This window comes from Enterococcus sp. AZ170 (assembly GCF_050545135.1).
In the GTDB taxonomy this organism is placed as follows: domain Bacteria; phylum Bacillota; class Bacilli; order Lactobacillales; family Enterococcaceae; genus Enterococcus_L; species Enterococcus_L ureilyticus.
This window is the reverse complement of the sequence record NZ_CP172947.1, coordinates 3,219,535-3,231,575: the sequence shown is the minus strand read 5'-3', so window position 1 is coordinate 3,231,575 and position 12,041 is coordinate 3,219,535. Positions and strand designations below refer to the sequence as shown.

The following is a 12,041-nucleotide window of genomic DNA, read 5'->3' as shown; positions in this document are numbered from 1 at the left end:
AGGATTTGATTTATGTGAGCGATATTTATAAAGATATCAATTCAAACTATGAGCGATTGTCAGAAGCTGAGCGGGGAGTCATCGATTTTATTTTAAAATTCGAAAAAATTGAAGAACTAAAATTAAAAAATATTAAAGAAGTGCTATATGTATCAAATGCTACAATCATCAGAGCATGTAAAAAGTTGAATTATGCGACATTCAGTGAATTGAAAGCTGCATTTGTTCAATCAAGGGAAGAGAGACAACGTAGTTACCCAGTGGCTTCTAACTTTGTCCGTGTCTTAGAGGATATAAAAAAAGACACTTTGACAACTTTAGAATTGATCGATGAAAATAATGTCGATCAAATTTGTAATTGCTTGATTAATGCAAGAAGGATCTTTTGTGTAGGGACGGGTTCAAGTTCTCAAGTAGCCACTGAATTTAATCGTAAACTAAAATTGAGTGGACTGTGGACAAATGACTATTCTGATAAATTTTTAATCGAATGTATTCCTCAAATGAGTACAGATCAGGATGTAGTCATTGTTTTTTCTTTAAGTGGCCAAGTGGATGAGATCAATGAAACCATGATCAAAGCAAAATGTAATAGAACAAAAATTATTTCAATCACGAATGTAGCTGCGAATAAACTAAGAGCGATCAGTACGTATTCTTTATTGACTAGCAGTTCTGGAGATCAGAAAAAAATTCGTTCAAGATTGATGTTACATGTAATGAGTACACTGATTTTTGAAAAGTTAATAACAAAAGTACCTAGTTTTGATTAAAAACTGTACATAAATAGGTATTTTTTATAAAAACTATGAATGGTTATCATCAAGAAGGAGCGTGGACAAAACTAAACTTTAGTTTTGTCCACGCTCCTTTTATTGTATACAAGTACCAGTTAATTTTGATCAAAATAATCTTCATAAACCAACATTAATTTATCAAAACTCTTCGCATCTGGAATCAAAGGAATAACGATAGTTGGAATCGTATTGATATAGATTTCTGGGATATTGGTGATAATACAATCATATTCTACTGCTTGTTTTTCTAATTCTTCTAGAGATGTAATATGTAAAGGTGTGCAAGAAAAACGGCCACGCAAATAATAAGTGATCCGCTCAGAAAGCATATCCATATACTCTATACTAGAGTTAAATAAAAGGCAGGCTTTCATAGTAGGTGTTGAATACTCTAAACGATCAAGCAAGTCAGGCCAATTTGTGAATAGAATAGAAATGGATTCGTTGATCATGTACTCTTTATGTGGGCTAGAGTAAAAAATTGCTTGTAAAGACTGAATCAATTCCATCGGAAAATGGCCATACAGATTCTTAATGCTTAAAAGAAACTCTTTATTTTTATCATGTAAAATATAAGTCCGTCCGTGAATCTGATAGTCTAAATTATATAGACGTATAAAAATATTTTCGAAATTGTGGCATTTACTGTCCATCTTTTTTTCTATTTCCAATAGAAGAGTTTCAATTTTTTGATATTTTAAATAGGCGTTTCGATCATTTTTAATCATTTTTTGTGCTTGTGCTAGAGAGTCGATGTATTCATCGCTGAAAAACAAGTAAAAAAAAGTATTTAAGTTTGCTTGGGATAAAGGCAATTGGAATTGACTATAAAACTCATCGCAAGCATATGTATCATTGAGAATCGCAAATTGTTTTTCTGCGATATCAGACAGTTGATTTTCACTATTATGTTTTAAGAGATTAATAACGGTGTACGTATAAAAACGTAGGCGATTCAATAAAGAAAAATCTAAATCATGTGAGGATTTATTTGGAAGCGCCTGTTTCACGATCTGAAGGCCAACTTGGTCTAAAATAATCAGTTGAGGCGGAGTCAGAAGACTTTCTGCGACGCCATACTTCTCATAAAAATAGTGCTGCATAAAATTGCAAATACTGTGTGGGTCACCAACGAGCTGCATTTTCTTCAAGTTAATGGTGAAGCCTTCTAGTTGAAGCAGTTGATTCACTCGTAGGACGATTCGTTTGATTGTGGAGACGCTGGTGTACAGATTGTCAGCTAAGTCGATGATTGTAGAAAAACTATGTAAAAAAATATTTTCGATAAGTTGGAACTCAACGCTATTTTTTATGAATTTTTGATAGATACTCGTTTTGCAGAAGTCATAATTTGCTGCGAGACGAATCCCATACTTTTTGGAAGCTTCAATCGTAGTAGGTGCTAACAATGCTTCTAGTTCAATCATATCTGATTTTAACGTTTTTACTGGGGCATTTAAAGTCTCTGATGCGGTGGCTAAAGTAACCCAATCATTGTCGGCTAATAATTCTACTAGCTCCAATTGCCTTTTGGAGCGTGAGGAAAGAATGTCTTTCATGGTATCAACACTTTCTTTTTTTGTTTTTTTATTTATCTTTAACTTCTAATGAAATAAATCTCAAGGTGTTTCTTATTTTAACGTGAAACAATCCGCTTTGTCTATATAGCAATCACTATTACTTTATACTTTTTAAAATGATTTGAAATATATCATTCAATTTTTTCTTTTAAATAGAAAAATATGACCTTTTAAGGGGGGATTTTTAGATAACATTTGTGATATTCACCTTGTATTGTTTGGAATTTGTTTTTGTTTTCATATAATAGATAAAAAAAATCAACTATTACTTTTTTTTGACCATAAATGACCCTTTTTTTTCTTATATAACGTTTAAACTATTGTTAAGCCAGTTAAAGGCAAAATAGTAAACGGAGGAGAATTATGAAGAAAAAATTAGTAGGGTTTGTATTGGTCTCATCAATTATTTTAGGTGGAGTAGGTTTGATGAACGCAGAGGAAGCCAATGCTCATGGCTATGTAGAAAAACCAGCAGCTCGAGGTTATCAAGGTTCATTAGATAAAAATACAATGGGGTGGAGCGCGGCGATGGAGAAATATGGAATGGTAATTACCAATCCGCAATCGTTAGAGTTTGACAAAGGATTCCCGCAAGCAGGACCCGCTGATGGCAAAATTGCTTCAGCAGAAGGTGGCAAAGGACAAATTACTGACTCAGTAATGGATAGTACTGGTATGAATCGTTGGACAAAATCAGACATCAATACTGGTTTAAATACATTTACGTGGCATTATACAGCACCTCATAGTACGACTAAATGGCATTATTATATGACTAAAGTTGGCTGGAACCCAGAAAAACCATTAGCAAGAGCTGATTTTGATTTTCTTGGCGAAGTCAAACACGATGGCTCAGCAGCTTCAAACAATAAGTCGCATCAAATTGTTGTCCCAGAAAATCGTTCAGGATATCATGTGATTTTAGCAGTCTGGGATGTCGCAGATACAACAAATGCGTTTTATAATGTCATTGATGTGAATGTAAAAGGCAATGGTGAGGTCACACCTCCAATTGAGGTAGTGCCAGAAACGCCAACAAATGTAAAAGCAACTGAGGTAACGACGTCTTCACTTAAATTAACGTGGAGCCCTGTTACAAATACAAAAGAATACAATGTCTACCGTGATGGTAAAAAAGTAGGAACAGTTGGCGGTGCCCAATTTAATGATGCAAACTTATCAGAAAATACAACATATACTTATCAAGTAGAAGCAGTTGGAACATCCGGGGAAGTTTCTGAAAAAAGTACAGCAGTGAAAGTGACGACCCAATCATCTGCTGTAGAAGATGATCAAAAACCAACAGCGCCAACAAATGTACACTCGATGGGTACGACTGAAAATACCGTCGATTTAATGTGGACCAAAGCAACTCACTTCTTAGGTGTTAAACACTACGAAATCTATCGTGATGGTAAAAAAGTAGGAACAACTGAAAAAACAAGTTTTAAAGACACTGGTTTAAAGGCAAACACAACGTACAACTATACAGTAAAAGCAATTAGTGTTGGTGGAAATGTATCAGAAACGAGTGCAGTATTTTCTGTGAAAACAAAAGAAGCACCAAGTGGTCAGATAACGTGGGATGCTGACAAAGTGTATAATGGTGGGGATAAAGTAATCTTTGATGATTTAGAATATGAAGCAAAATGGTGGACGAAAGGTGATCGTCCAGATAAATCCGATGCGTGGAAACTTCTTTCAGATAAAGTACTGAATTGGGAAACGAGTAAAGCCTATAGTGGCGGAGACAAAGTGATCTTCCAAGGAAAGACTTACAAAGCAAAATGGTGGACACAAGGCAACGAACCAGCAACTTCAAATGTTTGGGTACTAAATTAATCAATACAACTTGTAGACACAGTAATAAACAAATAATCATTACGACATAGTATGAGCAATAAAGAGGTTGAGACAGGAGTGTTTAATCCCGAGAAATAAGAAGGGAGTGCTTCTGCTCCCGCCGTTTATAAGGATTCCTTGAGTCTAAGATATCACTCGTAGAGTGATATCTTAGACTCTTTATTTGTCATAAATTTTGAATATGCGTATGTTTAAATTCATCTGGATATTTCAGGCCATAACCTAAGGTTCGATCCATAAAAATATGAGCGCTCCAAATGATCGCAATCGGCAATAAGAGGATGATAGGTATGACAAGATAAAGTAAAAGTAGTAATACAGGGAAAACTAAAGTGTGGCCTAAATTGTAAATTTTAGCGCCGAGTGAGGAACCACCTAAATAACCGATCATGGTGATATCAGGTAGTAAAAGAAAAAGGAAGAAATAAAAGATTGGGAACCCTAGATAGATAAATAATGAGAGAGCTAAAAGAAAGAGTGTTCCATTTTCTAAACGTAAAATGGTTTTGTTGGTCATGTTTAATGCACCTCCAATCCATAGCTAGCCAATTGATCGATCAAACTGAATAATTCGGCGTGCTGTTCTACATAGCTATTATTTTCAATCGTAGTATTTATTTTTAGTAGCAGTTGATAGGCCATTTCGTAAAAATCAATTTTTTTCTTAATAAAGTCGATTTTGTTGATTAGAAATTTAGTTGAATCGTCGTTGCATTGAATGGAAATCGGGCGTCTTTTTAATTCAAGTACATAGCTGATTTCCTTTATCGAAAAATCCAATGCTTTTAAAGCTAAGATGATTTTAAGGTCTTGCTGATCCGCTTCTGTAAATTCACGATAGCCGTTTGGCTGACGTTCAGGCTTTAGCAGACCAGAGCGTTCATAAAAGCGAATAGCATCAGTTGATAAGTTGAAGCACTGGGCAAATGCGGTTATTTTCATGGATATCCCTCCTATACAATTAGTGTAACATTGGATATAAGTCAAAGGTCAAGAGTGGATTCATGAAATCTGCAGTTACGACAAACAAACCAAGAGTCTGTATAAACGGTGGGAGCAGAAGCAATCCCTTCGGAAATAAGCTGGAATTCACAAAAATTTGAAGAGCAATTTTCGTGAATTCCTTCTTATTTCTCGGGATTAAACACTCCTGTCCCAACCTCTTGGTTTGAGAGTAACTCGGGATCATTGTGATTTTATAACAGGCAGCCAAACTTCAAAGCTGGCATTGCTTGGATTAGCATCAAGGTAAAGTTCGATATCAGGGCCATTCGCGTATTCGTATCCAGAACTTGGCAGCCAATCTGTGACGATTTGTTTTTCTAACTCTTGGATAGCGTGAGGCATTGCACCATGTCCAGAAAAAATAGCCCATGTGAATGCTGGTATAGTGTATTCTTCTAATGTATCCGGAGCTGGTTGATCACTTGCAACGGCGATATAATATGATGTTCCTTCACTGCTTGAAAAATCATTTTTGTCTGTAGGGGCAGCTTCAAAACCGACACTAATCCCCATTACGCCTCTTGGTTCCTGAGTCATTAGCGGAATCAAATTGTTCAATGTGCCGTCCATTCCGACTTGCTGCCAAAATAATGGGGTTTCCTTAAAGTTTTCCTCAATGTCTGCAGATAATGCTTTTTTTGCGCCGATAATCCGAAACGCTTCTTTTGTTTCAATGCGATATTCCATTTCTACATCTCCTTTGATCGTGATATGGAACTTGATTCTAGGATATGAGGTTAGTAGACTCCCTTCTTGTTGTGCTTGAGAAGGCGTGATTCCGTGCTGGTTTTTAAAAGCGCGGGCAAATGAATTCGGTGATTCATAGCCGTATTTAATGGCGACATCAATTACTTTAGCGCCTTGTTGTAATTCAACACCTGCTAAAGACAATTTTCTACGTCGAATGTAAACGGCTAAGGGGACGCCAACCATGTAAGAGAAAATACGTTGGTAATGATAAGTAGAGCAGCAGGCGAGGGTAGCTAAATGCGCAAAATCGATTTCTTCTGTTAAGTGTTTTTCGATATAGTCTAATGAATTTTCCAGTCTAGTAACCCATTCCATGATATGATCAACTCCTGATTTCATTGTATAATAGTTAAACTAAGTGTACCTCACTTTCTCTGCCCAAAAAAGAGTGGCAGGGAAAATTTACGGGATACTTGACTTTCAAGTGCAGTGTAAGGTTTATACTATAAAAAAGGTGGTGAGCAGATGAAGTACAAAATCAATGAGTTTTCAAAAATGACAGCTATTCCAAAATCAACGTTACGTTATTATGATCGAGAAGGGTTGCTGATTCCTTCTTTAAGAGATCAAGAGAATGGCTATCGCTATTATGACGAAGCAGATTTCACATTAGCGAATCAACTGACGTTATTAAGAAATAGTGATTTTTCGATTTCAGAAATCAAAGAAGTGTTGAATGGAATTGAAGAAGAGGGCGATTTAGCCTATTATTTGCTTGAAAAAAAGGCCTTTATTTTAGAAGAAATACAAGAGAAAGAACGATTGATGAAAAAAATCGATCAAATGATAACGGTAGGTGAAATAGATGCTTGTGAGCAAAAATATAGAATTGAACCACATACCAAATCAGCGCAAAGAGTCATTACTAGGAGATGTACTTGTCCATTTGATGAAATGGGACCGGAAGTGGATCACTTATATCAAGCAGCTAAGGAGGCTGTTGTGGGTGAGCTGTTCACGAGTCAACGTGAGCTGTTAGATGAGAAAATACAATATGAAATAGCTTTGCCTGTTCGGCAGTTTATTGAAAGTAAACAGGTGAAAAATGAGATTTTTCCTGAAATGACAGGGATTCGAACACTTCATTACGGGGATTATCAGGAGATTGGTCAGGCGTATAAAGTATTGATCGATCATGTAGAGCAACATCGATTGGAGACAGATTTTTCGTTTATCAATACATTTATTAAAGGAAGTGGCAAGAAGTTCAAGGGGAACCAAGCGAAATACGTTACGGAAATTTTTTTACCTATCAAATCGTTTATCTAGCTTTGCGGGTCAATAATCCATCCTATCGTAATTGTAAGCACCTGTTTAGCCTTTAAAATAAGGAGGAAATAACAATGAAATTTGAGTGGAGAAAACAAGAGAAGGAACTATATTTACCAAAAGAAAAACCAATCAAGATTAACGTTCCAGAACAAAAATTTTACACACTATCGGGGCAGGGGGATCCTAATGGACAACAATTCTCAGAAGAGGTCAGTGCTTTGTATGCGCTATCCTATGGTATCAGAATGTTGGCTAAAAAGGGGCTGATTGGTAAGGAACCCTTTGAATATACCGTTTATCCTTTAGAAGGACTTTGGACGTTATCAGATGAAGCGGTGGCAGAGGGGCGGGCCTTTGATAAGGCAGATTTGGTCTATAAAATTATGATTCGACAACCTGATTTTATTACGGAAGAGATTGCGTTCGCTAATTTAGAGCAGGTAACTAAAAAGAAACCAAATCCGAATAACCAAAAGGTAAAATTTGAAACGATCGAAGAGGGGATATGTGTACAAATGCTGCATGTAGGTCCATATAGTGAGGAAGGCAAAACATTTGAAGTGATGGAGCGTTATTGTAGCGAACATCGATTGAGTAGAAAGACATTTTCCCATAGAGAAATCTACCTTTCTGATGGGAGGAAAGTAGCGCCTGAAAAAATGAAAACAACACTACGCTATCCTGTTAAATAATTCGTATAAGAGAGGCATAAGAGCAGCATTTTATGCCCAGAATATCGCTAAAAAAGGAGTTAGTCGTCATGCTAGTTCCCTTTTAGCGATTATTTGTATTGATTTGAAGTGAAAAAGGCGTTGGCTTTGTATTACTGTATAAGCTAGCGAGCTACTTATTCTATCAATTGAAAAAAAACATGTCCTGTTTTTTTATGTCTGTCGTTGCGTGTAAAGCGACGTTTTCCCCTCCACCACATTCGACAGTTCTACTGCGAGTTTTTCTCTGGAGATCGGAGTATAATTTTGGACAAGCTTTCTAACACCTGGTATTTTTTGCATAAAAGTAATAACTCGTCCTCCGGTGATTGAAAGAAAGCGAGCTTTACCGACAACAAAACTAGGATAGACAATAGTATAGGGCTGACTGCTATCTTTAATCAATTGCTCTGCTTGTAGTTTCGCATCCATATATTTTCTTAAAGGAAGCGGCGCGCTATTAGCTGAGATAAATAAGAATTCAGCAGTTGGATTATGCTTTTGTAGATAATCTAGAATTAGTTGGACAGGTTGTAGAATAAAGCGATCATAAGTGATTTTTTTGTTAGGATGCTCCCAGAGAATACCAATCGTATCGATGACCCAATCGGCGTGTTTGACAGCTGAATGCCAATGCGTATCCTGTAAAATATCGGAGTGAACCCAGGTTGCTTTTTTTGACCATGGAGCGGTTAAGCCTGCCGGCCGGCCACTTCTGGAAATGCTCGTCACATTATGTCCGCGGCTCGTTAATTCTTCTGTTAGTTTTTGTCCAACGAATCCGCTACCACCGAAAATCGTGATATTCATCTGAGTCTCCTCCTTTTGAAAACGGTTATTATCAGTTAGTTTATCATTGATTTTGAAATGAGAAAAAAGAAACAGTCCGTCGAAAATTGAAATTCTCCATAAACGTACTGTTTCGTATTTTATTGAATCGTTACTGCTACGCCAAAATGGTCACTGACAATGGGCGTGTATTTTCCGTCAAATACAACCTGATAGCTGGAAATCGCCATTTCTTGTGAAGTGAAGATGAAGTCGATCCTCAATTTCTCTTGATTTTCACCCCAGCCATCGATTGCTTTTTCCACAGTGTGTTCGCCCCTTTTTTCTTTAGCAGCTAAAAAACTATCTTGCAACAAAAGAGGACTGTTAAGGACAAGCTCGTAGCCAGTATATTTAGCTGAAGCAGGGTTGTTAAAATCTCCCATGATGATTAATGGAGAACTGAGGTTTTGCAATGCGGCTTCAGTTTTTGACCATTCATCAGCGAATCCACCAACTTCTGTCCACCAAGAATAGTGGCAACTTACAGCAGTGATTGATTTTTTACCAACTTTGGTTTGTCCGATTAATGCAACTCTAGTCCGGTAATCATTAGGATCTTTTTCTGCAGACACAACGAGTGCAGTTGGCTGGATTGGTTGTTTTGACAGTAAGGCAACACCTTCGTGGTAAAGGTCATATCCGATATGATTATAGGTCCAGCTCCAATGGTAGTCGTGCCCTTGTTCTTTTAGTCGTTGAACTAAAAGGTGCGCGAAATTATCCTCATGGATTGGTAATTGCTCTTTGGTTGGGTGGAAATTTTGTGGAGAAATTGCTAGTGAGCTGTCGATTCGCTGATTGACTTCCTGTAGGGCGATTATTGCATAGTCTTCTCTAATGATTTGAGCAGCTAATTGTTGTAATTTTTCTAAGGGATGTTTTTCTAACCAACTATGGGTGTTTAATGTCAGTATGTTCATATTTATTTCCTCCATAAAAACAGGCTCAGAATAAAACTCTGTGAGCTTTACGCCGAACCTGTTTAGAAATTTCCGTATATTAAATGTCTAAGCGTCCGATAGCTGTTCCGGGATTTTGTTTACCGACTTTATCCAAATGGAATGTCTTGATCTTTTCACCGTTGGTAAAGACAACGATCATGGTTGTTTGTTTACCGGCTGCTTTGATTTTTTCTAAATCAGCCGTGGCGATTGCTTCACCTGCGGTTACTTCTTGTCCTTCTTTGACTAGGATCGTAAAGGCCGATTCTTTCATTTCAATCGTATCTAGTCCCATGTGGATTAGGACTTCGAGGCCTTCTGCTGTTTGGATGCCTAAAGCGTGTTTAGATGGGAAAATACTGCTGATTACACCATCAATTGGGGCGTAAATCATTGTGTCTTCTGGAATGACAGCAAAACCGTCGCCCATCATTTTTTGTGAGAAGACAGGATCATCTACTTGATCCATAGTGATCACTTCACCATTAGCAACAGGTACGATTGTTTTTGTTAGACCAAGATACGTTGAGTTGTTTTCGGTCGTAGCGTTTGTTTCAGTTTGCTGCGGTGTGGGAATTGCAACGCCTGAATCTAATAGGTCTTGAATATCTGATTTTAACACATCTGCTTTGGGTCCGTAAACAGCTTGGACACCATTATCTTTTACAATCAGTCCCATCGCGCCAGCTCTTTTCCAGGCATCTTCTGCTCCGACTTTACTCTTGTCAGTAACACTGACCCGTAATCGAGTCATACACGCATCAACATCCACGATATTTTCTTTTCCGCCTAGCAGATGAACGATATCGATGATTTGAGGGGCGATTCCAGCTGTACTCTGAGCGCTGTTTGTAGTTGAGTCAGTTTGACTGTCATTATTATCATAGTTGCCATTTCTACCAGGTGTAGCAAAGTTGAATTTTTTGATCATGAAATTGGCGATGAAATAAGTCAAAACACCAAATGCGATAGTACAAAGAACGAAATTCAGCAAATCGCCACCTAGACCGGCTTTTATGGCTAAGGGTGTTCGGGTCAAAAGTTCAATATTTCCAAATGAATGAACCCGTAATGCAACGATGTCTGCCATCGCGAATGCTGCACCTTGGATGATGGCATAAACAACATATAGCGGCACTGCCGCAAACATAAACATAAATTCTAAAGGCTCTGTGACTCCTGTTAGGAATACGGCTAAAGCAGCTGAAAGGTACATTGATTTATAGTTGGAACGCTTATCAGGGTCGACATTACGATACATAGCTAGCGTCATACCCATCAAAATACCAGAAGCGCCGATCATTTGTCCTACTTTGAAACGAGCAGGCGTCCAGTTTGCCAAGACGTAGTTGTATTGTGATGTATCACCAGCGCCTTTTAGATTGACCAAATCAGTTGCCCAAGCTAACCATAATGGATCTTGCCCGAATACTTGCGTGCCAGCTTGTGCACCAGATAAGATTTCATAAGTTCCGCCTAATTGGGTATAGTTGATCGGAATCGTCAACATATGATGCAAGCCAAATGGCAATAGCAAGCGCTCTAATGTTCCGTATAAAAATGGTGCGAGAACAGGTGCAGTATCTTGAGATTGAGCGATCCAAAGGCCAAAATTGTTGATACCAGCTTGGATGTAAGGCCAAACAATAGCTAAAAGAATCGCAACGATCGTTGACCAAAGAATCACAACGAATGGAACAAAGCGCTTCCCATTGAAAAACGAAAGAGCATCTGGTAGTTTGCGGTAATTGTAGTATTTGTTGAACGCCATCGCGCCGACGAAACCTGCAATGATCCCGACGAAAACCCCCATATTCAAGGCGGGTGCTTCTAAAACGCTAGTAAAGAAGCCTTTGACCATGATTTTTGTGCCAAATAAGGTGTGCGTAAAGGCTTTGTCATCGGCTAACATATCACTAGTGACACCAAAAATCGAACCAGTGATGCGGTTGATCAAAATAAAAGAAAGTCCAGCCGCAAATGCTCCGCCAGCACGTTCTTTTGCCCAGCTGCCGCCGATCGCAAGTGCGAACAGAATATGCAAGTTGCTGATGACAGCCCAGCCAATATTTTCAATAACCCCACCTGTAGTTGCTAGTGCTGCCCAGTCTGGGTTGATTAGAGGAATCGTTTTCCCGATACTGATCATTAACCCTGCGGCGGGCATAACCGCAATTACGACCATTAATGCTTTCCCAAACTTTTGCCAAAACTCAAAACTTAGTAACTTTTTCATCTTTTTCTCTCCTTTGCAATGATAGTGCAACCGATTTCGTTGACTGTAGTATAAAT

The 12,041-nt window shown here is 38.0% G+C and carries 11 protein-coding genes and 1 pseudogene; 4 read left to right on the top strand and 8 right to left on the bottom strand.

Translation table 11 applies throughout. The features are described 5' to 3' along the window. Nucleotides 1-14: 14 nt before the first annotated feature. Complete coding sequence (locus IGJ55_RS15450; RefSeq protein ID WP_429948410.1) at nucleotides 15-773, top strand: MurR/RpiR family transcriptional regulator; 759 nt, start codon at nucleotides 15-17, stop codon at nucleotides 771-773. A gap of 119 nt (nucleotides 774-892) precedes the next feature. Here the strand turns inward: IGJ55_RS15450 and IGJ55_RS15445 are convergent, their stop codons facing one another. Next, nucleotides 893-2,356, bottom strand: a complete 1,464-nt coding sequence (locus IGJ55_RS15445; RefSeq protein WP_430606803.1) for a helix-turn-helix domain-containing protein — start codon at nucleotides 2,354-2,356, stop codon at nucleotides 893-895. A gap of 384 nt (nucleotides 2,357-2,740) precedes the next feature. Here IGJ55_RS15445 and IGJ55_RS15440 point away from each other — a divergent pair, with 384 nt between their 5' ends. Continuing rightward, nucleotides 2,741-4,219, top strand: coding sequence for a lytic polysaccharide monooxygenase (locus tag IGJ55_RS15440; protein ID WP_429948414.1), 1,479 nt, complete (start codon nucleotides 2,741-2,743; stop codon nucleotides 4,217-4,219). A 187-nt stretch (nucleotides 4,220-4,406) separates the two neighbouring features. Here IGJ55_RS15440 and IGJ55_RS15435 read toward each other — a convergent pair whose 3' ends face one another. From IGJ55_RS15435 to IGJ55_RS15420, 4 genes and pseudogenes are all read right to left on the bottom strand, one after another. Then, the gene (locus IGJ55_RS15435) at nucleotides 4,407-4,757 is read right to left on the bottom strand and encodes a DUF4260 family protein (RefSeq protein WP_069640312.1); all 351 of its coding nucleotides are present in this window, start codon (nucleotides 4,755-4,757) and stop codon (nucleotides 4,407-4,409) included. A gap of 2 nt (nucleotides 4,758-4,759) precedes the next feature. Then, on the bottom strand, nucleotides 4,760-5,182 hold the full coding sequence (locus IGJ55_RS15430; RefSeq protein WP_069640311.1) for a MerR family transcriptional regulator: 423 nt from the start codon (nucleotides 5,180-5,182) through the stop codon (nucleotides 4,760-4,762). Nucleotides 5,183-5,279: 97 nt separating this feature from the next. Continuing rightward, nucleotides 5,280-5,429, bottom strand: a pseudogene (locus IGJ55_RS15425) (DUF3788 family protein); the annotation flags it as partial. Beyond that, on the bottom strand, nucleotides 5,426-6,310 hold the full coding sequence (locus tag IGJ55_RS15420; protein WP_430606802.1) for an AraC family transcriptional regulator: 885 nt from the start codon (nucleotides 6,308-6,310) through the stop codon (nucleotides 5,426-5,428). The gene IGJ55_RS15420 and the pseudogene IGJ55_RS15425, both read right to left, overlap by 4 nt. A 150-nt stretch (nucleotides 6,311-6,460) precedes the next feature. Here IGJ55_RS15420 and IGJ55_RS15415 point away from each other — a divergent pair, with 150 nt between their 5' ends. Together IGJ55_RS15415 and IGJ55_RS15410 are read left to right on the top strand one after the other, a co-directional pair. Continuing rightward, the gene (locus IGJ55_RS15415) at nucleotides 6,461-7,264 is read left to right on the top strand and encodes a MerR family transcriptional regulator (RefSeq protein ID WP_430606800.1); all 804 of its coding nucleotides are present in this window, start codon (nucleotides 6,461-6,463) and stop codon (nucleotides 7,262-7,264) included. A 74-nt stretch (nucleotides 7,265-7,338) separates the two neighbouring features. After that, nucleotides 7,339-7,959, top strand: a complete 621-nt coding sequence (locus IGJ55_RS15410; protein ID WP_207121476.1) for a GyrI-like domain-containing protein — start codon at nucleotides 7,339-7,341, stop codon at nucleotides 7,957-7,959. Between the two features lie 192 nt (nucleotides 7,960-8,151). Here IGJ55_RS15410 and IGJ55_RS15405 read toward each other — a convergent pair whose 3' ends face one another. The 3 genes from IGJ55_RS15405 to IGJ55_RS15395 form a co-directional block, all read right to left on the bottom strand. Then, complete coding sequence (locus IGJ55_RS15405; RefSeq protein WP_207121477.1) at nucleotides 8,152-8,787, bottom strand: SDR family oxidoreductase; 636 nt, start codon at nucleotides 8,785-8,787, stop codon at nucleotides 8,152-8,154. 119 nt (nucleotides 8,788-8,906) lie between these two features. Beyond that, nucleotides 8,907-9,728, bottom strand: coding sequence for an endonuclease/exonuclease/phosphatase family protein (locus IGJ55_RS15400; protein WP_069640307.1), 822 nt, complete (start codon nucleotides 9,726-9,728; stop codon nucleotides 8,907-8,909). 79 nt (nucleotides 9,729-9,807) lie between these two features. After that, entirely contained in the window at nucleotides 9,808-11,985 is a 2,178-nt protein-coding gene (locus tag IGJ55_RS15395) for a PTS transporter subunit IIBC (protein WP_430606798.1), read from the bottom strand. Nucleotides 11,986-12,041 lie beyond the last annotated feature (56 nt).

Excerpts from the sequence above, each read along its gene's own strand:
- IGJ55_RS15445 (WP_430606803.1), bottom strand. The coding sequence starts at position 2,356 with ATGAAAGACATTCTTTCCTCACGCTCCAAAAGGCAATTGGAGCTAGTA.
- IGJ55_RS15440 (WP_429948414.1), top strand. The coding sequence starts at position 2,741 with ATGAAGAAAAAATTAGTAGGGTTTGTATTGGTCTCATCAATTATTTTA.
- IGJ55_RS15435 (WP_069640312.1), bottom strand. The coding sequence starts at position 4,757 with ATGACCAACAAAACCATTTTACGTTTAGAAAATGGAACACTCTTTCTT.
- IGJ55_RS15430 (WP_069640311.1), bottom strand. The coding sequence starts at position 5,182 with ATGAAAATAACCGCATTTGCCCAGTGCTTCAACTTATCAACTGATGCT.
- IGJ55_RS15420 (WP_430606802.1), bottom strand. The coding sequence starts at position 6,310 with ATGGAATGGGTTACTAGACTGGAAAATTCATTAGACTATATCGAAAAA.
- IGJ55_RS15415 (WP_430606800.1), top strand. The coding sequence starts at position 6,461 with ATGAAGTACAAAATCAATGAGTTTTCAAAAATGACAGCTATTCCAAAA.
- IGJ55_RS15410 (WP_207121476.1), top strand. The coding sequence starts at position 7,339 with ATGAAATTTGAGTGGAGAAAACAAGAGAAGGAACTATATTTACCAAAA.
- IGJ55_RS15405 (WP_207121477.1), bottom strand. The coding sequence starts at position 8,787 with ATGAATATCACGATTTTCGGTGGTAGCGGATTCGTTGGACAAAAACTA.
- IGJ55_RS15400 (WP_069640307.1), bottom strand. The coding sequence starts at position 9,728 with ATGAACATACTGACATTAAACACCCATAGTTGGTTAGAAAAACATCCC.
- IGJ55_RS15395 (WP_430606798.1), bottom strand. The coding sequence starts at position 11,985 with ATGAAAAAGTTACTAAGTTTTGAGTTTTGGCAAAAGTTTGGGAAAGCA.